Annotated in this window: 20 protein-coding genes; 13 read left to right on the top strand and 7 right to left on the bottom strand. The window is 59.3% G+C overall.

Annotated features, from left to right (window positions below; translation table 11 throughout):
- The first annotated feature begins 59 nt into the window (after positions 1 to 59).
- The 3 genes from B9H00_RS02500 (at position 60) to nfi (ending at position 4183) form a co-directional block, all read left to right on the top strand.
- Positions 60 to 1067 carry a glutathione S-transferase family protein gene (locus B9H00_RS02500; protein ID WP_086899335.1) on the top strand — a complete coding sequence of 336 codons (1008 nt, stop codon included), beginning with the start codon at positions 60 to 62 and terminating at the stop codon, positions 1065 to 1067.
- A gap of 487 nt (positions 1068 to 1554) precedes the next feature.
- A complete protein-coding gene (locus B9H00_RS02495) occupies positions 1555 to 3282 on the top strand; it encodes a DEAD/DEAH box helicase (RefSeq protein WP_086899334.1) in 1728 nt (575 codons plus the stop codon).
- A gap of 169 nt (positions 3283 to 3451) precedes the next feature.
- Positions 3452 to 4183, top strand: a complete 732-nt coding sequence (nfi, locus tag B9H00_RS02490; protein ID WP_086899333.1) for a deoxyribonuclease V — start codon at positions 3452 to 3454, stop codon at positions 4181 to 4183.
- 31 nt (positions 4184 to 4214) lie between these two features.
- On the opposite strand, the gene B9H00_RS02485 is transcribed toward nfi, so the two are convergent.
- Positions 4215 to 5240, bottom strand: coding sequence for an alpha/beta fold hydrolase (locus B9H00_RS02485; RefSeq protein WP_086899332.1), 1026 nt, complete (start codon positions 5238 to 5240; stop codon positions 4215 to 4217).
- Between the two features lie 324 nt (positions 5241 to 5564).
- Here B9H00_RS02485 and B9H00_RS02480 point away from each other — a divergent pair, with 324 nt between their 5' ends.
- Positions 5565 to 6143 carry a hypothetical protein gene (locus B9H00_RS02480; protein WP_120211667.1) on the top strand — a complete coding sequence of 193 codons (579 nt, stop codon included), beginning with the start codon at positions 5565 to 5567 and terminating at the stop codon, positions 6141 to 6143.
- A gap of 117 nt (positions 6144 to 6260) precedes the next feature.
- On the opposite strand, the gene B9H00_RS02475 is transcribed toward B9H00_RS02480, so the two are convergent.
- Both B9H00_RS02475 and B9H00_RS02470 read right to left on the bottom strand, forming a co-directional pair.
- Positions 6261 to 9569 carry an AAA family ATPase gene (locus tag B9H00_RS02475; RefSeq protein WP_086899330.1) on the bottom strand — a complete coding sequence of 1103 codons (3309 nt, stop codon included), beginning with the start codon at positions 9567 to 9569 and terminating at the stop codon, positions 6261 to 6263.
- Positions 9566 to 10852, bottom strand: a complete 1287-nt coding sequence (locus tag B9H00_RS02470; protein ID WP_086899329.1) for an exonuclease SbcCD subunit D — start codon at positions 10850 to 10852, stop codon at positions 9566 to 9568. Before B9H00_RS02470 ends, B9H00_RS02475 begins: the two co-directional genes overlap by 4 nt.
- A gap of 439 nt (positions 10853 to 11291) precedes the next feature.
- Here B9H00_RS02470 and B9H00_RS02465 point away from each other — a divergent pair, with 439 nt between their 5' ends.
- The 4 genes from B9H00_RS02465 (at position 11292) to B9H00_RS02450 (ending at position 14787) form a co-directional block, all read left to right on the top strand.
- Positions 11292 to 12968, top strand: coding sequence for a glucan biosynthesis protein (locus tag B9H00_RS02465; protein WP_086899328.1), 1677 nt, complete (start codon positions 11292 to 11294; stop codon positions 12966 to 12968).
- A gap of 137 nt (positions 12969 to 13105) precedes the next feature.
- On the top strand, positions 13106 to 13657 hold the full coding sequence (locus tag B9H00_RS02460; RefSeq protein ID WP_086899327.1) for a histidine phosphatase family protein: 552 nt from the start codon (positions 13106 to 13108) through the stop codon (positions 13655 to 13657).
- A gap of 79 nt (positions 13658 to 13736) precedes the next feature.
- Complete coding sequence (gene tpx, locus B9H00_RS02455; protein WP_086899326.1) at positions 13737 to 14237, top strand: thiol peroxidase; 501 nt, start codon at positions 13737 to 13739, stop codon at positions 14235 to 14237.
- 118 nt (positions 14238 to 14355) lie between these two features.
- Entirely contained in the window at positions 14356 to 14787 is a 432-nt protein-coding gene (locus tag B9H00_RS02450; protein WP_086899325.1) for an OsmC family protein, read from the top strand.
- 91 nt (positions 14788 to 14878) lie between these two features.
- Here B9H00_RS02450 and B9H00_RS02445 read toward each other — a convergent pair whose 3' ends face one another.
- From B9H00_RS02445 to argE, 3 genes are all read right to left on the bottom strand, one after another.
- Positions 14879 to 15310, bottom strand: coding sequence for an RcnB family protein (locus tag B9H00_RS02445; RefSeq protein ID WP_086899324.1), 432 nt, complete (start codon positions 15308 to 15310; stop codon positions 14879 to 14881).
- Between the two features lie 180 nt (positions 15311 to 15490).
- Positions 15491 to 15655 carry a hypothetical protein gene (locus B9H00_RS16715; protein WP_157663169.1) on the bottom strand — a complete coding sequence of 55 codons (165 nt, stop codon included), beginning with the start codon at positions 15653 to 15655 and terminating at the stop codon, positions 15491 to 15493.
- Positions 15656 to 15999: 344 nt separating this feature from the next.
- Entirely contained in the window at positions 16000 to 17175 is a 1176-nt protein-coding gene (gene argE, locus B9H00_RS02435; RefSeq protein WP_086901658.1) for an acetylornithine deacetylase, read from the bottom strand.
- 316 nt (positions 17176 to 17491) lie between these two features.
- Here argE and B9H00_RS02430 point away from each other — a divergent pair, with 316 nt between their 5' ends.
- The 3 genes from B9H00_RS02430 to recC all read left to right on the top strand — a co-directional run bounded on the left by B9H00_RS02430 (position 17492) and on the right by recC (position 23336).
- Entirely contained in the window at positions 17492 to 18775 is a 1284-nt protein-coding gene (locus B9H00_RS02430) for an MFS transporter (protein ID WP_236944339.1), read from the top strand.
- Between the two features lie 122 nt (positions 18776 to 18897).
- Positions 18898 to 19701, top strand: coding sequence for an SDR family NAD(P)-dependent oxidoreductase (locus B9H00_RS02425; RefSeq protein WP_157663168.1), 804 nt, complete (start codon positions 18898 to 18900; stop codon positions 19699 to 19701).
- Between the two features lie 134 nt (positions 19702 to 19835).
- Complete coding sequence (recC, locus tag B9H00_RS02420) at positions 19836 to 23336, top strand: exodeoxyribonuclease V subunit gamma (protein WP_086899320.1); 3501 nt, start codon at positions 19836 to 19838, stop codon at positions 23334 to 23336.
- Here the strand turns inward: recC and B9H00_RS02415 are convergent.
- Positions 23333 to 23803 (bottom strand): nuclear transport factor 2 family protein, encoded by a 471-nt coding sequence (locus B9H00_RS02415; RefSeq protein ID WP_086899319.1) that lies wholly within the window; start codon positions 23801 to 23803, stop codon positions 23333 to 23335. The two genes, recC and B9H00_RS02415, sit on opposite strands and share 4 nt — an antisense overlap.
- A gap of 152 nt (positions 23804 to 23955) precedes the next feature.
- Between B9H00_RS02415 and B9H00_RS02410 the strand changes: the two genes are divergently transcribed.
- Positions 23956 to 24975: an XdhC family protein gene (locus B9H00_RS02410; protein ID WP_086901657.1), complete on the top strand. Its 1020-nt coding sequence runs from the start codon at positions 23956 to 23958 to the stop codon at positions 24973 to 24975.
- Positions 24975 to 25598, top strand: a complete 624-nt coding sequence (locus B9H00_RS02405) for a nucleotidyltransferase family protein (RefSeq protein WP_086899318.1) — start codon at positions 24975 to 24977, stop codon at positions 25596 to 25598. The genes B9H00_RS02410 and B9H00_RS02405 overlap by 1 nt, the downstream gene beginning before the upstream one ends.
- Positions 25599 to 25603: the final 5 nt, after the last annotated feature.

Raw genomic sequence — 25603 nt, 5'->3', positions numbered from 1 at the left:
TTCTCACTGCCCGAACATGAATTTCCCGGAGATGGATTGATCCGGGCAAGGAGACTGGCATGGGCTTATTGGTTGAAGGGCAGTGGGTAGACCGCTGGTATGACACGAAGGGCAATGACGGCGAGTTTGTTCGCGAGTCTGCAAAGCTGCGCGACTGGGTGACGCCTGATGGCGACCCCGGTCCCGATGGGCAGAAAGGCATCAGTGCCGGCAGTAATCGCTTTCATCTTTATGTTTCGCTGGCCTGTCCCTGGGCACATCGCGCGCTGATCATGCGCCGGCTCAAGGGGCTTTCCGATATCATGGGCGTTTCGACCACCAGCCCCTACATGCTGGACGAAGGCTGGACGTATGAGCTTGATGAAGGGTCTAGCGGTGATCCGATCAATGGCGTACGCCGCCACTATCAGCTTTATACCCTGACGGATCCGGATTACACCGGGCGTGTGACCGTGCCTGTTCTATGGGACAAGAAAACCTCGCGCATCGTGAATAACGAATCCGCCGATCTGATGCGCATCTTCAATACCGCGTTCGACGAGCTGACCGACAATACGCTTGATCTTTATCCCGCGCCGCTGCGTGAGGAAATCGATCGCATCAACGATGAGGTGTATGACCGGATCAACAACGGCGTTTACAAGACAGGGTTTGCCACCGATCAGAAGGTGTATGAAAAGCATGTCACGGCACTGTTTGAAACGCTTGACCGGCTTGAGTCGCTGCTGAGCGAGCGCCGCTACCTGGCCGGTGAATATCTGACCGAGGCCGACATCCGCCTGTTTACGACGCTCGTTCGCTTTGACAGCGTCTACTACAGCCACTTCAAGTGCAATCTGCGTCGAATCGAGGATTACCCGTCGATGTCGAACTATCTCCGCGAGCTTTATCAATGGCCCGAGGTGGCAGAGACCGTCAACATGACGCACATCAAGCGTCACTACTATGGCAGTCATCCGGGCATCAACCCCAATGGGATCGTGCCGCTGGGGCCCGAGCTTGATTTTGATCGACCACATGACCGGGAACGTCTGTCGGGCAAGGGGATCTGGCAGCACAGTCGTTAATAGCGCGTCGTGAATGACGATGGCCGGCAGGGGTTGGCCATGTCATGGTCCCGGTCATTCGCGACGTCTTCGACTTTCGGCGTGCACTTGCAGCCACGCTGTGATAGATTATGTCCACCTCGCTTGTGAAGACCCTGCCATCTCTGCTGATTCGCCCCCATTGAGACTGCCGTTGCGTAGGGGACGATTCTCCAAGGCGCCAAAGCGCCCACGCATCGATGGAGCATTGGGCACCATACGACGGCAGTGACTGCCATGACCTGTCGGTCGCCGCGTATGACGTGTTGCCCAGATGCAATAACGGTCGCCACATGCCACGGATATCGTCGTTTGCTCGCCTATTATGCAAGCAAACCGGGACGATACGAGTGCGACCGGTCCGGGAACCATCCGATATGTCTATCGCTTGATAGGTCTATCGCTTGATGAGTGTCTCCCGACCAGACATTTTCCCCCGCCGGCCTGATGCCGGCTTATAAGGTGTGACATGACTTCTACTTCCGTTGCCTCGCCGACTTTCGGTGACATGGCGCTGCTGCCTGCTGTTCTCGAATCTCTTGTATCTCTGGGTTATGAAACCCCGTCACCCATTCAGGCGCAGACCATTCCATCGCTTCTGGAAGGCGCTGACCTTTTGGGTCAGGCGCAAACCGGTACCGGCAAAACGGCAGCCTTTGCCTTGCCGCTGCTCTCCAGGCTGGATCTTGATCGTCGTGAGCCGCAGGTACTGGTACTGGCCCCGACACGCGAACTCGCCCAGCAGGTTGCCGTGGCCTTCAGCCGCTACGGTCAGAACATCAAGGGCCTTGAGGTCGTGACACTCTGCGGTGGTCAGGACTACCGCGAACAGATGCGCGGCCTGAAAAGCGGCGGCCAGATCGTCGTGGGCACGCCGGGTCGTGTCATCGACCACCTGGATCGTGGTTCTCTGAGCCTGACCGGCCTGAATGCGCTGGTTCTTGATGAAGCCGACGAAATGCTTCGCATGGGCTTCATTGATGACGTCAAGCGCGTTCTCAAGGACACCCCGACCGATGCGCAGCGCGTGTTCTTCTCCGCCACGCTGCCGCCGGAAATTTCACGTATCGTCAGCCGCTATCTGGTTGACCCGATCACGGTTCAGATCGAAGCGCGTGCCGCCACGACCACCATTCAGCAGCGCGTCTGCCGCGTGGAAGGCCCGGCCAAGATTGAAGCGCTGGCACGTATTATCGAGGTCGAGCCGGTTGATGCAGCCATTGTCTTCGTGCGTACCCGTGCGTCCTGCACCACGCTGGTCGATCAGCTGGTCGCTCGTGGTATCGCTGCGGCGCCGCTGTCCGGCGACCTGGATCAGAGCCTGCGTGAGCGCACGGTTCAGCGCCTGAAAAAGGGCAAGGTCGACGTGCTGGTTGCCACCGATGTGGCCGCACGTGGCCTCGACGTGCCGCGTATCACGCATGTCATCAACTTTGACATGCCCCACGATACCGAAGCCTATATTCACCGTATCGGTCGTACCGGCCGTGCCGGTCGCGAAGGCACGGCAATTGCCTTTGCCGGTAATCGTGAAGTCCGCAAGATTCGCTGGCTCGAGCAGGCCACCGGCCAGAAAATCGATATCATGGAGCTTCCCGACGAGAAGACCATGCGTGCGCATCGCGACGAGAAGTTCAAGGCCCGTGCCGAGGCCATGCTTGAGCGCGGTCATGAGCATCAGCGTGCGATGGTGGAATCGCTGCTGGAAGAGGGCATCGATCCGATCGATCTGGCCTGCGTCTTTGCAAGCCTTGCCCGTGCCGGCGAACCGCCGATTCGTTCACTGCCGAAATCCAATCCGCGCAGCGAGCGTCCCGAACGTGGCGAACGCTCCGAGCGTGGCGGTGAGCGTCGTCCGCCGCGTCGCCGCGAAGGTGGCCCGAGCGAAGGCATGACCCGTTATCGTCTGGCCGTCGGCCATCGCGATAACATCAAGCCGGGACAGCTGGTGGGTGCTCTGGCCAATGAAGGCGGTATCGAAGGCGCCCGTATTGGTCGCATCGACATTCGCCAGACCCACAGCCTGGTTGAACTGCCCACCAGTCTGCCCGAGACCGTACTGGCCAAGATGGCACGTGCTCGTGTCGGCGGTCGTCAGCTGGAAATCAGCAAGGATGCCGGACGCCCCGAGGGTGGTCAGAGCGAAGGTCGCAGCGAGCGCCCGCGTCGTGATGATCGTCGTCAGCAGGCCTCCTGAGGCTATCCTGTCGGTGCGCTGACTAACGCACCGGTAAATGCTACTTCAAGGGCCCCCTGCCTATCGGCAGGGGGCCTTTTTTATTGATGGGCATCACCATCTGATCATGGGGTCGCTGGCGGGGAAGGGGCGGCATTGTCTACGCTCAGGCAAACCGCCAGGAGGTACCATGACATCACAGCGACAGCCGTTACATGAGTGGACCATCGACCCGGAAAGGGCCGTCGCGCTACAGAAATCGCTGGCGCCTCGTATCGAGTGTCAGGACCGGATCAGTAACGTTGAGCACATTGCCGGGGTGGATATCGGTTTTGAGGATAGAGGCGAGACCACGCGCGCGGTGATAGTGGTCATGCGCTGGCCGTCGCTTGAAATTGTCGAGCGCGTCCTGCATCGCACGCCAACACGTATGCCTTACATTCCGGGGCTATTGAGCTTTAGAGAGCTGCCAGCGGCGCTGGAGGCCTTTGAGCAGCTCACAGTCACACCTGATCTGTTGATGGTGGATGGCATGGGCATCGCGCATCCGCGCCGGCTGGGTATTGCTGCCCACCTGGGGCTCTGGCTCGATATACCTGCCATTGGCGTAGGGAAAAGTCGTCTATGTGGTCAGCATGACGAGGTGCCCGAAGCGCGTGGCAGCTGGGTTCCCCTGACACATCGCAATGAGACCATCGGCGGCGTGCTGCGTACCCGTGAAAGGGTCAAGCCGCTCTACATTTCGACTGGCCACCGGCTCTCGCTTGAAAGCTCGATCGAGTGGGTCATGCAGTGTCTGACTCGCTACAAGCTTCCCGAGCCCACTCGACAGGCCGATCGTCTTGCCTCTCGCCGAACTGCCGAAACGCGACGACCCGAGGGAGACGCTGCGCCAGGGCAGGAGTCACTATCGCTTGAGTAATATACCGTTATCCTGTTTCTGGGGCTCAATATTAAACCTGGCGAGATTGGCTCAGCCATTTTAGCAGTGCGTCATGAAAACGCTCCGGAGCCTGTACCTGTGGTGAATGACCCAGATCCTCGAAGCGCACATAGGTAGCGTCTGGGATCTGGTCGGCAATCGCTGGACCCAATTCATCGTAGTGGCCCAGCGTTTTTTGAATATTCTCTGGTGCGAGCGCCTTGCCAACGGCCGTATTATCCTTGTCTCCGATCATTAAAAGCGTTGGGACCTCAATATCCTTGAACTCGTAGACAACGGGTTGATTAAAGACCATGTCATAGGTCAGTGCCTGGCTCCAGGCATTGATATCACGGCCATCGCCGCGGTACATGCCGGCCTGCATCTCGACCCAGCGATCATATTCCGGTTTCCACTGACCGGCGTAGTAGGTCTCCTTTTGATAGGCGCGCATCTTTTCGGCGCTGGCCTTTTTGCCGCTTTCATACCAGTTGTCGATCGACTGCCAGGGAACCCCCTTCGCTTTCCAGTCTTCCAGACCGATGGGGTCGACCAGCACCAGCTGATACGTGGCCTTGGGGTACATCAGTGCATAACGGGTCGCCAGCATGCCGCCCATCGAGTGGCCCATGATGGTGGCGCGCTCGATTTCAAGATGTGACAGCAGAGCATTCGTGTTGGCGGCCAGCTGATGCAGGCTGTACTGATAGTGTTCCGGCTTGCTGGATTTGCAAAAACCGATCTGATCCGGGGCAATCACGCGATAGCCCTTCCGGGTCAGGGCCTCGATGGTGCTCTCCCAGGTGGCGGCGCAGAAGTTCTTGCCGTGCATTAATACCACGGTGTCACCGTTGGCCTCTCCTTGCGGGGTGACATCCATGTACATCATCTCAAGCGATTGTTGCTGACTGTTCAGCTTAAAGCGATGCAACGGCCAGGGGTAATCGAAGCCTTCCAGTCGAGGGCCGTAAACGGGCGCGTCAGCAGTGACATTATCTTTTGCCATGACAGGCAGGGTCAGGGAGACCAGAAGTGGGGCCAGTAAAAGAGGGCGCATGACATATTCCTTGCCAGCATCGTCGAACGATGTCGTTGTGGGCTCAAAGGCCACCACACCTCAGGCGGCGCTTTCCAGTCTGGCAAAAAATGGCGGTCCGCCAAGCGCGCAGCGCGTGTTTTAAGCTCCTCTCAAGACACTCCGGACGCACGATCAGGCACGACCTCGGCTCAGGCGATCTGTCATGCTGCCGCGCTGCAGACCGTCGAGCAGAACCTCTCACTCCGGCATGGCGGATACGCGGTGCTGTCGAAGTGTTCGTTTGTTTGCCATGATAGAGCCCCTGAACCCACTATGCCCATTGCAATGAAAGGACCCCTGGCCATGCAGAAAAAAGGTATTGGCGATTTCTTTTTTACCATCGTTTTATGGATATTGATCGGTGGTCTGGCCCAGTGGCTGATGCAGCACCAGCTCGGTGGCGGGGAGGGCAATGCGGCAATGACCGGCATTTCCACCGGTAGCAGCACGGCCGAAGGCGTTGGATTTTCCTCCTACTGGAGCGCGCTGGGCCTGGTATCGCTCTTTTTCGCCGTCATTGCCTTCATGGCGCGTGATCTGATGCGTGACAACCCGGTCACCCGGTCGCTGAAGGTTATCGGCACCCGCCTTCTGAGCACGACCTTCGACATCGGCCTTTTTGCACTGGGCGGCACGCTCTTTTTGATGCTGAGTCCGAGTGCGGTCAATACAGTGCCTCAGTGGCAGGCCCTGTTTATTGGCATCAGTCTGCCATTTTTCATCGTTATCCTGGTGGTGCTGGGGGTGATCTGGTGTTTACTGCGCTTCTCGCGTCTGTCGCTGGTCAGCATTCCGGCGCTGGAGTTCAAGCCGCTGGTACGGGTCGCGCTCTACGTGGGACTGCTGGCCGTTTTCGTGCTGGCCGCCTGGCTGGCACTATAAACATCGCCAAACGAGTGATGAGGGGCCTCTACGGAGGCCCTTTTTTAATGGCTTAAAAACGAGTGGCCTGACTTTACAAGGGTTTCTGAAGCGTTGTCAGGACGTTTTTTTCGAGCATCAACTTAATGTGATATCGCTTTGTCCGTTACCGCGGGGCGCGATCCTGATCTGAACCGGTATGCGTTCATGCATATCCTGAACGTGAGAAATGACGCCGACGCGCCGCCCCAGCGATTGCAACGCATCGAGGGCGTCCATGGCCTGCGACAGCGACTGGGGGTCAAGGCTGCCAAACCCCTCGTCGATGAAGAGGGTCTCGATCTGCAGCTCCGAGGACGCCATGGAAGCCAGGGCCAGGGCCAGGGCCAGCGAGACCAGAAAGGTTTCTCCGCCTGAGAGCGAATGCACCGAGCGTCGCTCATCGCCCATGTCCGTATCGATGACCAGAAGCCCCAGTTCGCTGCCGCCTCGTGCCAGCCGATAGCGTCGCGCCAGACCCTGAAGGTGGATATTGGCGTGTTCAATAAGCCGCTCCAGATTCCAGCCCTGGGCAATGCGACGAAACTTCTTGCCATCGGCGGCCCCGATCAAGCCGGAAATGCGTCCCCAGCGCGTGACGTCACGCCGATGCTGCTCAAGCTTTTGTTCAATTTCACGGGCCTGCGCACGGCAGTGGTCATCGTGGCGCAGCGCATGCGCGGCCTCATCACGCAAGCGCTGTGCCTGAGGAAGGTCCGCGTCAAGGCTTGCCTGTTGGCGGGCAAGCTCGGTGAGGCGTTCTTCTCGCCATGTTGTCAGGCAGTGCGATGCGCCCCGTGCGGTAAGGGTCGAATCGGGTGAAACGGCATGCTCACTGTAGTGTTCACGATGGCGCTCAAGCACGGCCAAGCGCTCCTGACCAAGAAGTTGTGCCTCGCTGATGCGCTGGTCCGTGGCCGCCATCCTGCTTGCCAGCTGCTGCAGATGCTCGGGTGGCAGGGCCAGAAGCTCTGCCAGGGTGGCTTCATCGATATCAGGATTCGCTTCACGCCACTGTGTCATCTCTAGGGACAGCGTCTCGCGACTGCGGGTCTGGTCTTCATGCTGCTGCTGAAGCTGTGAAATGTCCTGTTGAAGCGTTCGGCACTGCTCATCACAGCCCGCCAGCTGCTTTTGAGCCGTGGCCAGCTTCTCTTCACAGGTCTCGATGTCATGATCGAGCGCCTCACGCCAGCGATTAACGTCCGGGTAGTCGCCCAGCTGCGTCCTGAGCGTTCGGGAAAGCGTTTCGCGCTCGTCGATCAGCGGGGCATGGGCAGCTTCAAGGCTCTCGATCTGTTCGCGCGCGTGGGCCACAGTGGTTTCAAGGCGTGCTGTTTCGATTTCAAGGTCATGAAGCTGTTCCTTGAGCGGCGTTCTGGTCTCCTGGTCACGATCAAAATACGCCAGATGCTCGCCATCCTCACGCTGCGCGGTAGTCACGCCTGCCAAGCGCTGCTCGAACCATGGCGGGCGGTCCTCCAGGGGAGTCGCCAGCAGCGTGTCGCTCTCGGGGCAGGCCTCAAGATGCTGGCGGGCTTCGAGTCGCTGGGTCTCGAGGGTGGCAAGCGCTTCTTGGCGCTGGATGATCTGGCTATTAAGCTCGCCGTAGCGACCTCTCAGCTCGGCACAGTGCTGATCCAGATCGTCGCGTGTCTGGCGAGCCTCATCAAGCTGGCGCTGCTCCTCGCGCTCGGTGGCCACCAGCATGTCATGCGCCGGCTGCGACGGTGGCTGGCGTGCATAAGGATGATCCTGACTGCCACATACCGGACAGGGCGCGTCGGCTTCCAGGCCTTCACGCAGGGTGTCAACGCTGTCGCTGCGGGCAGCGCGCAGGCGGGCAATGCTGTTTTCGAGCTGATCGAGAATCGCTTTTTGCCGATCAAGGTCGGTTCGGGTTCGGGTGCCGTCCTTGCGTAGCGTTTCAAGCGTCTGACGATCTTTGGTCTGATGCGTGCTCAATGTCTGAAAACGCTGATCCAGCTGCTGCCAGTGGTCGTGGGCGTGTTGAAGGCTTTCCAGCGCCTGGCGCTGCTGGCGATATTGATCCAGTCGATTCTGGATCGCCTCGCGCCACTGAGCGAAGGAGGTGGCGCCATCGGTCAGCGTTTGAAGTCGAGCATCAAGCGCCTCGAGCGAGGTTCGTTGTCTGTGTGCCTTCTGGCGGCAGTGAGCGAGCGCCTTTTCCTGGTCCGACAGGGTTTGATGATGCGTCTTGAGTTGCTGCTCGGTATGCAACGCGCGCTGATGCAGGTCGCGATGGCGCTGCTCATCCAGTGAGCACTGCGCCAGTAGCGGCTGCTGATCCCGGTAATGCTGACGTCGTGATTCCAGCTGCGCCTTGTGCCTGTCGCGCTGGTCGACGATCTCGTCGCGCTGGCGTTTGGCCGTCGTAAGACGTGTTTGTGCCGCATCGCGGCGATCTTCCAGCGCCTTGAGCGACGCGGTCAGCGCGTCGTGCTGTACAAAGAGGTGTCGCGCAGGGGCCAGTGCCTCGAGTCGGGACAGCTGCTGTCTCTGATCGGCCTGTGTCTGTCGAATGCTCAGGGCGTCTTCATAAGCTTGACAGGCGCTTTGCCAGTGCGTTTCAAGCTGTTGATCGGTGGCCAGCCAGCTCTGCTCGCGTTCAAGCGCCTGCTGCTGTGTTTGAAGCGTCTGAAGTTGCGTCAGGGTTTCGGCGGCGCGCTGCTCGAGCGCCTGGCGCTGCTCGGGTTCGACGGGCATCTGATGGCCGAGCTGAGCTTCCAGTGCGGCCACCTCACGTTCACAGTCGCGGGTCTTTTGAAAGGCGGCGATGGAGAGGCGCGAATAGATGTCGGTGTCGGTCAGCTTTTCCAGCAGCTCGCTGCGTTGATTGTCATCGGCTTTCAAAAAGGCACTGAATTCGCTTTGCGCCAACAGCACCGCGCGGGTGAACTGCTCGAAACTCAGCCCCAGATACTGGGGCAGCAGACGGTCGAATTCGCGCTTTTGCGAGGTAATGACCCGTTGGTCCGGCAGGGAGATGAGGCTCTGTTCAACGCCCTGAAGCTTGCCATCTGCCTTGTGACGGGCACGCCGCACGCGCCAGCAGGCCCGGTAGTGAGCGCCATCACAGCCGCGAAAATCGACTTCGGCGTAGCCGCTGCTTTCGCCTCGGCGCAGCAGAGTGCGCGCATCGGCGGTGGTCAGGGTCTCCTCGCCGACATCAGGAGAAACAGAGTCCCGACCCGGCGCGGTCCGAAGGCGAGGGGTGCTGCCGTAAAGGGCCAGACACAGCGCATCCAGCAGCGTGCTTTTGCCCGCACCGGTCGGACCGGTAATGGCGAATAGCCCTGCACTGTCGAGCGGGCTGGCGGTGAAGTCGATGATATGTGGGCCGCTGAGCGAGGCAATATTGTGAAGGCGAAGGGCCAGAATTCTCATGGGGTCTCCTCGGGCGTCTCATCATCGAGCAGCGTTTGCATCAGGGACTGCACATCGTGGATGACCTCATCGGGCGGTGCATCGCCATACTCTCTCGCCCAGACACGGCCGAACAGATCCACGGGACCCAGATCATCAAGGGATTCGCATACCTGATCCGGCGACGGTGGCTGCGACGTGCGGGTGGTGATGCTGATCAGACGTACGGCCTTGCCCTTGAGCGCGTGCTCGATGAGTGGGCGCAGATCCACTCGAGGCGCATCCAGCATCACACGCACGTCAAGCCAGGGCCATGTGTCGCGCGGCAGATCAGTTTGTGTGTCATCGACAAAATCGCTGCTTGCCAGAGTCTCTAGCACCTCTTCAAGCGGCAGTGGCCCGACCCGGTGCATGGCGACACTGCGAGGGATGAGCAGCGAGGTGATTTCCGCAACCTGTTCGCCTTCGAGGGTGACTTCGAGCACCTGATGCGGGTAGTGGGTTTCGGAGAAATCCATCGCCAATGGTGAGCCGCTATAGCGAATATGGTCACTGCCGACCCGCTGAGGTTTATGCAGGTGTCCAAGCGCCACATAAGCAATGTCGGGCGGGAACAGCGATGCAGAAAGCGATTCTTCACCGCCGATCACAATGGGGCGCTCGCTGTGTTCGGAGACGCTGGCACCATGAAGATGGGCGTGGCTCATGGCGATCAGCGCCTGCCCCGGCTCGCGCTTTTGCAGGCCGGCCTCAAACAGTGCGTCATGAACGCGCACCATGCCCTGAACATAGTGGTCACCGGGCGTTTCGGAGACGTCTTCATCGTCAGGCCTGGTGCCATCATGTGTTCTTCCGGTCACTTCAGCCGGTCGCAGAAAGGGCAGGGCCATGCACCAGGCGCGAGTGACCCCCTGCCTGTCCGTCAGGGGAACGATCAGGCGATCCACATCGGGCCGGCCGCTGTCATGCCAGAGAATGCGACCCAGCGCATGGGTATTCAATCGCTGCAGCAGTGGCGCAGGCAGTTCGATGCGTGTGCTGCTGTCATGATTGCCGGCAATCATGACAATGGTCAGCTGTGGCTGGCGTTCGTGCGCACTGACCAGAAAGTCATACAGCAGTGACTGGGCCGCCATGGAAGGATTGATGACATCAAAAATATCGCCTGCGATCAGCAGGGCATCGGGCTGTCGCTCATCGAGTGTTTCCAGCAGCCAGTTCAGAAAGTCGTGATGCTCGTTGTGGCGCGACTGGCCGTGGAAGCGCTGGCCGAGATGCCAGTCCGCGGTGTGAATCAGTTTCATCAGGCGCTACCGTCTCGGGAAAAATGGCCTAGGGTATCGGTATCATACGCGGATGATCGAGCCGTTCAGGACATGATCGAGGCGCACAAAATGTAATGTCAGGGTAAGCGTGAGTGTGCTCGTGAAAATGATGTGTTGTTCAGGATCATCTCAAGCTCGACATAATAGGAACGCTCGATCAATACGAGTATATTTCTGATCCATTGCAGGTCCCGGTCATGTCGGTGCTGGCGTTGCCCGTGCAGGAAGAAAAAAAGCAGTAAGCGGTGACACGGCGTCACCATGTTTTACGCAAGGGTGAGGAACCCTCCAGACCTGCGATGGTCGATTCTGGTTAATTACGGGTCATCAAACCCTGGAGTGGTTGACCCTGTATTAACTCAACAACTGGATTGCGACTCAGGCAGGGTCGTATCGTCTCAAAAGGAAAGTCTTGTCCATGGATCGAAGAACTCTACTCAAGGCATCTGCGGCGCTGTCTGCGCTGGGCATGTCGACCAAATCCCTGTTGGCTCGCGCCAGTGGCAACAACAATCGCGGACCGGGTGAAGGGGTCGAGGTGGCGCTGGATGACAAGGGCACCGATTTCGATTTCGACTGGCTCAAGTCGCATGCTCGTGACATGGCCAAATCCGAGTACAAGGACACCACCGAGAAGCTGCCCGAGACGCTGACACTCGACAATCTTGACCCGCTGGAATATCAGGCCATCCAGTACGACCAGAACCATGCCCTGTGGTCCGATCGTGGTGATGCGGCCGTTCAGGCCCAGTTCTTCCACGTCGGCATGCAGTTCAATCAGCCGGTGCGCATGTACAGCGTGGTTGATAAAAAGGCCTATGAGATTCATTTCCGACCCGAGCTCTTCACCTATGAAGGTACGGGCATCGATGTTGATCAGCTCAAGGGCCATGATCTGGGCTTTGCGGGCTGGCGTGTCTCGCGCAATCCGGATTTTTCGGCGCTGGCCAACGTGGTCTCTTTTCTGGGCGCCAGCTATTTTCGGGCCATTGACAAGAACAACCAGTTCGGCCTGTCGGCCCGTGGACTGGCCATCGATACGGCCATGCCGCCGGAAGAGGGACAGGAAGAATTCCCGGTATTTACCCACTTCTGGTTTGATGAGCCGCCGGCCAACCGCGCCCGGTTTACCGTGTATGCCCTGCTGGATTCTCCCAGCGCGACCGGCGCCTACAAGTTCGATATCGACTGCCAGTCCGAGCGAGTAGTGATGGGGGTCGATGCCAACGTCTATCCGCGCAAGAGCATCGAGCGTCTTGGTATTTCTCCCATGACCAGCATGTTCCTGACCGGGACAAGTCAGCGGATGCGTCGCGATACCATTGTGCCTCAGGTACATGATTCCGACCGGCTCTCGATCTGGAGCGGAGATGGCGAGTGGATATGCCGCCCGCTCTATAATCCCGATGTCCTGCAGTACAACACGTTCGAGGACGAAAACCCGCGTGGGTTCGGACTGGTGCAGGATGATCACGATTTCGAACACTATCGCGACGTGGTCAACTATTATCATGCCCGCCCGAGTCTGTGGTGCGAGCCGACCAGTGAATGGGGCAAGGGCTCGATCACGCTGATCGAGCTTCAGACCATGGGGGAAACGGTCGATAACATCGCCGCGTTCTGGCAGCCCGCAGAACCCGTAGAGGCCGGTCAGGAGTTGAGTTACAGCTATAACCTGTACTGGAGCCCGCATCCCCCCGTGAAACCTTCCGTTGGTCAGGTGGACAAGACCTGGAGCGGTATTGGCGCGGTACGTGATGGCTGGATTCCGGGCGAATATTCGCCGGAAACCTGGGCGCGCCGGTTTGCGGTGGACTTTCGCGGTGCGCCCATCAAGGATATGCCGCATGACGCCAACATGGAGGCCGTTGTGTCCGCTTCCAGCGGCGAAACGCAGGTTGTGTCGGTCACAAAGCTGGGTGGGCCGCTTCAAATGTGGCGTGCACAGTTTGACTGGTATCCCAAAAGCGAGAAGACCGACCCGGTGACACTGCGCGTTTATCTACGCCAAGGTGACCAGACACTCAGCGAGACCTGGCTTTATCAGTTCGTACCGCCGGCACCCGGCGATCGTAATTGGGATCGCCACGGCTGAGCCGAAAAATATTGACGTACTAAAACGGGCCCTGCGGGGTCCGTTTTTCTGTATGACGTCTTCAAGGGTAACGCCTGCCGATGGCGAGGCGTACACTAAAAGAACTGACCGCTGACTGATAAGTGCCGGAATTTTCAATGACCGAGCTATTACCGCGTCCCTTCGTCTTCCTTCGCCATGGCGAAACCTTCTACAACCGTGCCAGCCTCATTGCCGGTAGCCCGGATGTGCCCCTGACGCCGCGGGGCGAGTCGCAGGCGCGTGAGGTCGGCACGATGCTTGGACAGGCATCATGGTCTCATGTGGCCGTCAGTACCATGTTTCGAGCCCGCAAGACTGCTCGGCTGGCGCTGCCGGATAATGAACTGCATGTTTATGCCGGGCTTCGAGAACGTCACTGGGGCGAGCTGGAAAAGACGCCCATTCAGGATCCCATGCCTTATTTCGAGGCGTTGGAGAAGGGCGAGTCCTGGGAATGCTTTCAACGCCGGGTGCTGGAAGTCCTCAATGAACTACTGACACGCTTTGAGTGCCCGCTGGTCGTGGCGCACTCCGGTGTTTTTCGGGTGATCTGCAATGTGACTCAGGGCCACCCCTACGGTGCCCGCATCGGCAATGTGGCGCCCGTGCTGTGTCAGCCGCCTTTGCCGGGCCATGAGCACTGGCAGCTCACCCCCTGGCAGCGGTAGTGAAGCAGGCCGCTGGTATCTATCCTTCATAACGTCTGTATCACGGACCATCACGCACATCAGGGAAGGAGTTATTTAAATGACGACAGTCGGTTATGGCGATGGCCATGTTGAGGTAGGCGGTCACTTTCCCGCGCAGGGGGACAAGGCCCCATCATTTTCCCTGACAGGACGGGAAATGAACGATGTCTCTCTCGAGGATTTCGCCGGGCAGCGCAAGGTACTTTCGATCGTGCCCAGTATTGATACCGGCACCTGCGCCACCTCCACGCGCAAGTTCAATGAGCAAGCCTCCCGGCTCGAGAATACGGTCGTGCTGGTCATTTCGGCGGATCTGCCTTTTGCAGCCGGTCGCTTTTGCGGCGCGGAAGGACTGGATAATGTACTGATGCTCTCCACGTTTCGTCATCACGCCGAATTTGTGCAGGCCTACGGGGTGGATATTCAAAGCGGCCGACCGCGCGGGCTTTGCGCGCGTGCCGTGATCGTACTAGATGAAAATGATCGGGTACTGCACAGCGAGCTGGTTGATCAGATCAAGAATGAACCCGACTATGACGCTGCACTATCGGTGTTGTAGGAATACTCATTCTCGAAGAAGTTGCCAGTGTGAAAGGATCGACTATCCTTTGGGAAGTGTCAGGCACTGGCCCGACACAGGGATTTTTTGAATATTATCTGTACCAGGGAGGCATGTAATGGCCATTCAGAAGAAAGGTTCTGCCGAATGGAAAGGAAGCCTGAAGCGGGGCAAGGGTGTCGTTTCCACCGAAAGTGGTGCGCTCAAGGAAAACCCCTACGGTTTCAATACCCGCTTTGAAGGTCAGCCGGGAACCAACCCGGAAGAACTGATCGGGGCAGCGCATGCCAGCTGTTACTCCATGGCACTGTCCATGATTCTGGGACAGTCCGATCTTGAGCCTGAAAGCATCCAGACAGAGGCGATAGTAACGCTGGAGCAGGACGACAGTGGTTTCTACGTCAGCAAGGTGGCGCTGAAAACGGTGGCCCGTATTCCGGGGGCTGACCAGCAGACTTTCGAAAAGGCCGCCAACGATGCGAAGGAAGGGTGCCCGATCTCGCGTCTGCTTAACGCCGACATCACCCTTGATGCAAGGCTTGAAGGCTGATCTTTCAAATAAAGATTCAGGCAGTCATAAAAAGGGCCCTGCCAAAAGCAGGGCCCTTTTGCGTAGATAGTCTTTTACCTGGATAGTGTGCTTAAGGCGTCTCGGGCTCTTTCAGTACGCCCGGGAAGATATCGTAGAAGGTATCAGAGGCGATGCCGATGAGCACAACATCGTTGCCGATACGGCGCCAGGCGTAACCTTCATAGCGGGGCAGTGCCTGCTTGACCGCGTCGGGGAGCTGCTCGCTTTCGACATTTTCCGGAATTCGATCCCCTATTTGTAGTGGTGGCGCTACCACCTCAAAGGTCTGACGCTTGAAGTCTTCTCGATGTGCCATCAGCGTTCGAATGACCAGGCGGCGGTCGACTTTCGGGCCGCTCTGGGGTTCACGCATGACACTTGCCCCCGGTGAGGACTGATACCCCTGCTGAGGCTGAGTGGCGGCCTGTGCCGGGCTCTGAAGCATCACCAGCACAAGTCCCAGACTCAGGGGTATGGTCAAAAACGCTGGGCACATACGCATTCCAGTTTCCTTCCAGCTAAATAATGAATCCGGATAACCTTCGGGCAACGAAATACCCGGTAGCGTTATCCTCATGAAAGTGATTGAGCGCTGCTTTTTATTGTGACATACGCAAGGGGCCGCTCCCTTGAAAGCGGCCCCGTCAGATGAACGAGACGGTAGATATGGTGCAAAAGGCATTCAATGCACCAGCCAGTCCTGTTCCGGACGAATGATACTGGGCGCTGGCGCGGCCCCATACTTTTCATAGTATGCCTGCCGTTGGCGCCACTCCGCACGTTGAAGCCGATGTTTAAGCTGAACAAATCCTTCATGACGATCATATTCGCTGTCATCGATCAGCATGGCAGAGGCCTGCTCCGGTGATGAAGCAAGCTCTGCGTAGCCCCTTTGCGACGAATCCAGAGATGTCGAGCTGCGTTTGAAAAATCTCATAAGGCTCCCTCTCTTGCACTGTAACAGCAGTGTTTCTTTTTTAATCTGTACAGTATCGACACTGGCCTGATCCTTGGCTGTGCCGTTACGTTAAGTGACAGTATAGATGGTTAAATCAGCAAAATTCACGCTTTTGCATCCATCCATTGGACAGGCCTTGCGGAAGGGCTGGCAGCTGCCAGCCGCTCCCGTTTGTCCTGCTGTCATGAAGATCCCGGCTCGGCTGTGACAGGGAAGCCTCAGGGAGGGCTGGGTCATTCCGCCATGATCGGTCCCAGCGATTGCATCAGGCGCTCGCCACGCTCGAGCTGTTCGAGCGAAATGAATTCATCAGCTCGATGTGCCTGCTCGATGCTGCCGGGACCACAGATGACGGCCTGTAGACCGGCCCGTTGAAACTGCCCGGCTTCGGTGGCATAGGCGACGGCCTGACCGGGTTCACGAACGCCCAGCTTTTCCAGCAGCGCGAGCGCCTCTTCGTTGTTGCGATTTTCAAGCCCCGGCACGGTATCGGTCAGTGTGGTGGTCTCGATGGCAAAATCGGCATTGACGCCCTTGAGAGTGGTCTCAAGCTCATCGCTGTATTCGCGAAAGCGCTGGTAGACAGCTTCGAAGCCTTCCTCGGGCAGATGTCGAATTTCCCAGTCGAACTCGCAGTGCTGCGCCATGATGTTGATAGCGTTGCCGCCCTTGATGGTGCCCACATGCAGACTTGAATGGGGCACGTTGAAGGCATCATCCAGTGACCCTTCCTCGGCCAGCTCGCTCATGATGTCCTCGATGCGGCTGACAAGACGCGCTGCAATGTGAATGGCCGAAATGCCTTGGTTGACCTGGCTTGAATGGGACGGTACGCCATGAATGATCGTTCTAAGCGTGGTGATCCCCTTTTGCAGGATCACCGGGGCCATCAGGGTCGGCTCACCGATAATAACGGCGGATGGGGCAGGATGGTGTTTGACCAGATGCTCGATCATTCGGGGCGCGCCCAGACAGCCAATCTCCTCATCATAGGAAAACGCCAGCCAGATGGGACGCTTGAGCTCGCGTCGGGACCAGTCCGGCACACCTGACAGGGCACAGGCCAGAAAGCCCTTCATGTCACAGCTGCCCCGGCCGTAAAGACGACCGTCACGCTCGGTCAGGGTGAAGGGATCACTTTGCCACTGCTGGCCCTCGACGGGGACAACATCGGTATGACCGGACAGCACGACGCCACCGGCCACATCGGGCCCGATTCGGGCCAGTAGATTAAAGCGCTCACCGTCATCGCTGGCGATCCGCTCGTGACTGATGCCATAGGCATCCAGATACTGTTCGACCCACTCGATCAGGGCCAGATTGGACTGGCGAGACAGCAGATCAAAATCAACAAGGGTGGCGAGAATGTCCCGGGCAGTGGCAGGCAGTGAGGCAGGGGATGTCGTCATGGCGTTCTCGGGCTCCGGACAGAAAGGGGAACGACCTGCCGGCATTAAAAGGGCAGATCCTGACTGAAAGTGTAACGCAGCCTCCATGAGATGAAAGATCGCCTCCTGTCGGGAACTTCTGTCGACTTTTGTGCGTGACTTTTCTGATATGATCGGATCCGGCTCGGTCGGCACCCATTTCGCGTGATCCGCGAATGTCGGCAGACCATGTCGCGTGATCCGCGATCAGATTGACTTTGTATGTGCCACGTCAACTGCTTTTTCGATAGCGACTTTCCCCATGAACAATGCCAATTCAAACGGACCATCGACGTCCGTGACGCGTCCATTGGGCGCCCGCGATATCAAGACACTGGGGCTTTCCGCACTGGGCGGTGCGCTTGAGTTCTACGATTTCGTTATCTTCGTTTTCTTTGCAAGCGTGGTCGGCCAGCTCTTCTTTCCGCCTGACATGCCCGAGTGGCTGCGTCTGGTACAGACCTTTGGCATCTTTGCCGCCGGCTACATTGCCCGACCCATCGGTGGCGTCATCATGGCGCACTTCGGTGATCGGCTGGGTCGCAAGAAGATGTTCATGCTCTCCATCATGCTCATGGCCCTGCCGACGCTGATCATGGGGCTTCTGCCCACCTATGCCACCATCGGCTATCTGGCACCGATTCTGCTGCTGGCCATGCGCATGCTGCAGGGGGCCGCCATCGGCGGCGAAGCGCCCGGCGCCTGGGTATTCGTGACCGAGCATGTGCCGGCCCGTCACACCGCCTTTGCCACCAGCACCCTGTCTGCGGGGCTGGTCGCCGGAATTCTGCTGGGGTCTTTCATGGCGACTGGTCTGAATTACGTCATGAGCGACGAGACCCTGCATAGCTGGGGCTGGCGTGTACCGTTTCTGGTCGGTGGGGTACTGGGCTTTGTGACGCTTTATCTGCGTCGCTACCTGCACGAGACGCCGGTATTTACCGAAATGCAGGAGAACAAGGCGCTGTCCGAAGAGCTGCCCATGCGCACCCTGTTGCGTGACTATCGCCCGGGTGTGGCCATTTCGATGATCGCGACCTGGCTTTTGACCGCCGCTGTGGTGGTCACGATCCTGATGACACCGACGCTGTTGCAAAGCTTTGCCGGCATTGACCGCGGTCTGACCCTTCAGGCGAACTGTGTGGCGATCGTCTGTCTGATCATTGGCTGTCTCAGTGCCGGGGCGCTGGCCGACAGGATCGGGGATGGCATCGTGCTGATGCTTTCCTGCGCGGGTCTGGGCATCACCTATTTCTATTTTTTCTGGCTGATGCATCACGACGTGACGCTGCTGTTCCCGCTCTACGCGCTGGTAGGCTTTTTCGGCGGGCTGACCGGGATCGTACCGGCCATTGCCGTCAAGTCGTTTCCGGCCGCCATTCGCTTCACGGGACTTTCGTTTTCCTACAACGTGGCTTATGCCATCGCCGGTGGTCTGACGCCAATGATCGTGACCACCTCGATCGAAAAACTGCCAATGTCGCCTGCCTGGTATGTGGCCGGCGTCATGAGTGTCGGTGTGGTCATGGGGCTTTTTCTGGCCAGGCGCCACTATCACTACCGTGCTCAGGCCGCACACTAAGCCGACCTTTCCTGTCCGGCGCTTATCAGCCAGGCTCATTCGAGCCTGGCTTTTTTATGGCCGTTCAAAAGCCCCGCAACGCCGGGCCATGCGTTCATGGACAATCTTTCAGGGAGAAGCAGATGGAGATTACGCTCAAGGGCAAGACGGCACTGGTCACCGGCGCCAATCGCGGTATCGGTGCGCACATGGCCGAGTCGCTCGCCCGTGCCGGTGCCAATGTGGCCTTTCACACGCGCAAGCCTCGTGACGAGGTCAACGAGACCGCTGAACGCCTGACCCGCGAATGTGGCGTCAAAACCGGCGTGGTGGTGGCGGATTTAAGTGATCCGCAGGCCGTGGATGGCATGTTCGAGCAGTTTGACGATCAGTTCGACCATATCGACATCCTGATCAACAATGCCGGGTTCGAGAACGCCCATGCGCTGGAAGACATGCCGCGCGAGGACTGGCAGGCCTTGATGAACGTCAATCTCAATGCGCCGTTTTACTGCTCGCAGCACGCTGCGCGACGCATGAAAAAGGCCGGACAGGGCGGCGTTATCATCAATATTCAGTCCATCCACGATGAGGTGGTCAGAAAGGGCGTGGCGCATTACAGCGTCGCCAAGGCCGGTCTCAAGACCCTGACCCGGGCGGCAGCCGTGGAGTGGGGCGAATACGGCATTCGCGTGGTCGGGCTATCACCCGGTGCCATCAGTACCGATATCAATCAGGAAGACAACGAGCGCCTGGGAATTGACAACATGAACAGCTGGATTCCGCTGGGCTTTATCGGAGAAACGAAGGATGTCGCCGGGGTCACGGTCTTTTTGTGCTCGGAGCAGGCGCGCTATATCACCGGCACCACGCTCTATGTTGATGGCGCCTTCATGCATAACGTCATGCGCTATGACATGCGCCCGGACCATGATCTCGGGGTCTGACACCGCCGCGACTCGCTGTCGAGCATTAACCCGCGCCAGATCGTGCGGGCTTCTCCCAGCGTGAACGCTTCGCAGCTCCCGGCGGTGCAGGTAGGATAGATGGCCCCACCGTCTGCTGTGTCTCCGGGAGCGCAATGTTTACTGTTTTGCACGCCAACCATCTCGAGGATCTGCGTGATCTCGCCACGGCGCTTTCGGAGCGCGACCCGCTGGGGCCTCTTGAAGATGAGACCTTTCTGGTGCAGTCCAACGGCATGGCGCAGTGGCTGCAGCTCTGTCTGGCACAGCACCATGGCGTCGCGGCCTCGCTGGATTTCCCGCTGCCCTCGAGCTTTGTCTGGCGCGCCTACCGTGCCGTGCTGGGCGATGACATTCCCAAACGCTCGCCGTTTGACAAGGGGCCGATGACCTGGCGACTGATGCGCCTGTTGCCTCGTCTTTTGCGTCAAAGCGAGTTTGCACCGCTGGCCCACTATCTCGATGACGAAATCTCCCTCGATGATCAAATCGAAGGCGTGGCGCCCTGTGGTGAACGCAAGAGCTATCAGCTCGCCTCCCGGCTGGCGGATCTCTTTGACCAGTATCTGGTCTATCGGCCCGACTGGATGGCGGCCTGGGCGCAGGGGGAGACGGCGCCTTTTGATATCGCGCCGGTAGATCACTGGCAGCCCGTGCTCTGGCGGGCGCTGCTGGAAGATGCCTCCGATCAGGCGCAGCGTCATCACCGCGCGGCGCTGCATGATCAGTTTCTGGTGCAGGCCCGCGCGCTGACCTCTGTCCCGAAAGCGCTGCCGCGCCGGCTGTTCGTGTTTGGCATTTCGGCGCTGCCGTTTCAGCTGCTTGAAGCCCTGCATGCCCTGTCGGGGGTAATGGATATCGTACTGATGGTGGCCAACCCGTGTCGCTTCTACTGGGGCGATATCGTGGCCGATCGTGACGCACTGCGAGCGCAGCTGCGACGTGACAGCCATCGTCAGCGCCATCAGGCCGCACCCTCGCTTGAGGGGCTGGACAGCGAGACGCTGCACCTCAGTGCCAATCCGCTGCTGGCCGGCTGGGGCGCACAGGGCCGCGACTTCATCGAGGCGCTTTACGATTTCGAGGCCGACAACGCCTTTGACATGGAGCACGATATCTTTCGTGATCCGCCGACCGAGGCATATCCGAGTCTTTTGCATCAGCTTCAACAGGAAGTGCTGGACCTGGTGCATCCGGCGCGTCGCGCCGAAGAGGAGGGCGACAAGCGCCTCGTTCAGCCTGAAGATCGCTCGCTTGCCTTTACACGTGCCCATTCACCCCTGCGGGAAGTCGAGATTCTGCACGATCAGATGCTTGATGCCTTCGACCGGGATTCAAGCCTGCGTCCGCGAGACATGGTCGTGCTGGTGCCGGACATCGAACGCTACGCGCCGCTGATTGATGCGGTGTTCGGGCAGATTCCGCGCGATGACGCTCGCTATATTCCCTATACCGTCTCCGACCGGATTGCTTCTGGCGCGAGCCCGCTGATGAGCGCGGCACTGTCGCTGCTGGAGCTGCCCGAGCGGCGTCTTGGTGTCAGCGAGGTGCTCGACTGGCTGGAGGTGCCGGCCTTTCGACGGCGCTTCAACATCGAGGAAGAAGAGCTCGAAAGACTGTCGCAGTGGCTGGCCGGCAGCGGTGTGCGCTGGGGGCTCGACGGTGAGCATCGCGATACGCTGGATCTGCCGGGGCTTTCGGAAAATACCTGGCAGTTCGGTCTGGATCGCATGCTGCTGGGCTTTGCCATCGGCGAAGGCAGCTTCGACGGCATCCAGGCTTATGACGAGATCGGCGGGCTTGAAGCCGATCTGGCCGGGCGCCTGGCCGAGCTGATGACGCGCCTCAGATACTGGTATCAGCATCTTGAGACGCCCGTGAGCATCGATGATTGGATTGCGCGTCTGGAGGAGATGCTCGAGGCGCTTTTTGCACCGGTTGAGCAGAATGATTTCGATATTCTTGAGCGTCTTTCCAGAGCGGCCCGCACCCTGGCCGAGGAAGGCGAGTGCGCCGAGTTTGGAGAGGTGCTGTCGCTGGCGGTCTTCCGCGAGGCGCTGACCGATCGGCTCGACGAGGGCGGCCTGGCCCAGCGTTTTCTGGCCGGGCGGGTCAACTTTGCAACGCTGATGCCGATGCGCGCCATTCCGTTTCGCCATACCTGGCTTTTAGGGATGAATGACGGTGACTATCCGCGCGTGCGTTTGCCGCAGGACTTTGACCTGATGGCCACTCGCCATCGCAGCGGCGACCGTTCACGCCGCGACGATGATCGCTATCTGATGCTGGAGGCGATGCTGGCCACGCGTGAAGCGCTGACCCTCTCCTGGGTTGGCCGCGACCAGCGCGACAACAGTGAGCGCGCCCCTTCGATTCTGGTCAGTGAGCTGCTCGACACCCTGTCGATGGGTTGGCGCGTTGAGTCAGAAGATACCGAGACGGCGCTGTTTGAGCGTTTGATTACGACCCATCCGCTTCAGCCCTTTGCACGGGCCTACTTCGCTCTGGAGCGAGGAGCAGCTCCCTTTGATCGGCTGTTCACCTATGAGCGCGGCTGGGAAAGCGTGCATCACCCCACCGCCATTGCGGCCATCGAGCCGCTGGGTGCATCGCCGCCGCCGGAAGAGGCCGCCAGCCTTGATGATCTTGAGCGGTTGTTGAGGCGGCCCTGGTCAATCTGTACGGCCGGGCGGCTGGGCATTCATTTTCATCCCGTTGCCGTTCCGGAGGAAGACGCCGAACCCTTCGCGCTGGACGGGCTTGAGCGCTTCAGCTTCAAAAGGCATCTGCTGGAAGGCGCCTGCCGCGAGCGAGACCTGAGCGAGATGCTGGAGGAAGCGCGACGCAAGGGCATGCTGCCGGCGCTGGGATTTGGAGAGCGGTTGGCAGAAGCGCTGATCAAGCCTCTCGGGCAACAGCTGGATCAGTGGCATGAGCTGACAAACGGTTTGTTACCGGTCGAGGCGATGCGGGTCGAAGTATTGAATGATGCCGGCACGACCGTATTGTCGGATCGACTTGATGGCCTGTGGCGAGATGACACCGGCGGGCTTCATCGCTGTGTGCTGGCGCCGGCTCACTTTGGACATTTTCGCCGCGACCGTAGCGGACGCCTGACGCACTACGGCAAGCCGCACAGGATGATCCGCGCCTGGCTTGAGCACATGGCGCTCACCGCCATGGGCGAGCAGGTCGTGACCACGGTGCTGTTTGAAGACCGCGTACTGGTATTTGAAGCGGTCTCGCTTGATCACGCGCGAGATACGCTCCGGTCGCTGTGTCAGCAGTGGCGAAAGGCCGGTGATGCGCCGTTGCCCACAGCGCTGGAGCCGGCCATGGAGTATTTCGCCGGCTGGCCTCGAAACATCGATGAGAGCTGCGAGAGTGAGTACCGCGAAGCGGGGCTTACCCGGGCGCAGACCTGTTATGAAGAGGCCCGTTTCAACGGCCCGGCGCCCCTGCGTGAACGCGAACCCATGATGGGGGAGCTGTGGTCACGCTTTGACGATCTATGTGAGGCCGGGTTCGAGGCGGCCACCCGGGCGCTGTACGCACCCTTCATGAGTGCAATGGCCGCGCTGGTGGATGGCAGCCCCATCAAGGAGCCGGAAGCTTAAAGCCCCAGCTGATTGAGCCCCGGATGATCCTGTGGGCGCGGGCCGGGTGCCGGCCAGCGGAAACGACGTTCATCGGCTTCGATGGGTATCTCGTTGATGCTGGCTTCGCGGCGCACCATCAGGCCGTATTCGTTGAATTCCCACATCTCGTTGCCATAGGCCCGATACCACTGATCGGAGCGGTCGCGCCATTCGTACTGAAAGCGCACGCCAATGGTGTGATCGGTAAAGGCCCAGAGCTCCTTGCAGAGTCGGTAGTCGAGCTCGCGCTGCCACTTGCGATGCAAAAAGGCGGTAATGGCCTCACGCCCCTGAAAGAATTCGGTGCGATTGCGCCAGCGTGAATCCTCACTATAGGCGCCGGCGACCCGTTCTGGCTGGCGGGTATTCCAGGCGTCTTCTGCGGCACGCACCTTGGCGCGGGCGCTGTCCATGTCAAAGGGGGGAAGCGGGGGACGGCTTTCCATGCGCGGACTCCATCACATGATGAAACAGGGACGCTCAGGCTAGCATGTTCATGAAGGTGTTTTCATGAGGCCGGTGCATGACGCGGCGGGGTGATCATGAGGCTGCTATCCTTGTTGTCATTCTTTCCCTTTTCTCCTCTCGGAGTGCTCGAATGCGTCATCTTGATCTGCAGGTGATCCAGCAGGCTCGCGAATGGGCTTATACCCATTCCACGATCTGGCTGTGTACCGTTCTGGGAACCTATGGCTCTTCGCCTCGTGCGCCCGGCTCGATGCTGGTGGCCACACAGGATGGTCATCATGTCGGCTCGCTGTCCGGCGGCTGTGTCGAGGAGGCGTTTATCGAAAGCCTTCAGGACGGCGCCTTTTCAAGTCCGGCCACCATTGTGCGCTATGGCGAAAGCCAGGAAGAGAGTCAGCGTCTTCAATTGCCCTGTGGCGGCGTGCTGGAAGTGCTTATCGAGCGGCTGGACGTCACCGATGAGTTGAAGGTGCACCTGGAAGTGCTTGAGGCGACGCTTCTGGGGCGCAAGCGCCTGGTTCGACGCGTGAATCCGGAAAACGGTCGCTATCGTGTCGTACTTGACGAATCCCCCAACGGCCCCGCCGTGACGCGTGATGACCAGGGGATGGTACAGATCCGCGTCGGTCCGGCCCTGCGTCTGATTCTGGCCGGCATTTCACCGGTGGCCGGTTTCTGTGCCCAGTTCGCTCGTGCGCTGGGGTATGAGGTGATTGTCTGCGATCCGCGCGACGAGGTGCGACGCGAGTTCATCGCTGCCGGCCACGGTGAGGGCATTGAAGTACAGGCGGCCCTGCCGGCACTGTTCATTGCCTCGGGCGCCTGTCACGAGGCCACTGCCGTGGTGGCGTTGACCCATGACCCGCGCATCGATGACCCGGCCATGGTAGAGGCGGTCAGAACGCCTGCGTTTTACATCGGTGTGATGGGCTCAAAAAGAACCTCACAAAAGCGTGCCGAGCGACTCAGGCGCTCCGGTGGCCTTAATGACGAAGAGATTGCCCGGATTCATATGCCGATCGGCATGGATCTTGGCAGCAAGGCACCGGCCGAGATTGCCCTGTCTGTTGTGGCCGATGTCATGCGGATTTATAACGGCAAGGCAGGAGAAACGCATCTCGCCGCTACCCCCGTGGCGACTGCGGTCTGATGGCAGAACCCAGGCACGATCAACGGCGCAAGACTCCACAGGTGATAGGGCTGGTGCTGGCGGCAGGACAGAGTCGTCGGTTCGGCAGTGACAAGCGTCTGGCTTCGTTTAATGGGCAGACGCTGCTGGCGGCCACGGCGGCCAGGCTGGCCCCCCATGTGACCGCCATGGCCGTCATGTTGCGTCATGGCGAGCCCATTGAACCTTTTGGTTTGCCGTTCGAGGCGCACATCATGCATGCACCTTCATCACCCATCGGCATGGGAACAAGCCTTGCCACGGCGGTATCCGGCCTGCTCGCCTCGACCGAGCCACGTCACCTGCAATGTGAGGCGCTGGCGCTCATGCTGGGGGATATGCCCGAGGTGCGTGACGAGACCCTTTCGGCTCTGATGGTCCATGCGAGTGGCGATATCATCGTGCGTCCGAGCCATCAGGGCCGCGCGGGCCATCCTGTGGTCTTTGGACGGTCATTCTGGCCGGCGCTGGCAGAACTTGACGGGGATGAGGGCGCCCGGTCACTGCTCAAGCGTCATGCCCTGCAGGTCGTGACGCTGGACACCAGCGATCCGGGAATCCTTACCGATATCGATACGCCCAAAGACCTGTCTTCACTTCAATGATTTGA

The organism is Kushneria marisflavi (genome assembly GCF_002157205.1).
Lineage (GTDB): Bacteria > Pseudomonadota > Gammaproteobacteria > Pseudomonadales > Halomonadaceae > Kushneria > Kushneria marisflavi.
The sequence above is the reverse complement of the archived record's forward strand: the minus strand, read 5'-3'. Positions and strand labels throughout refer to the sequence as shown.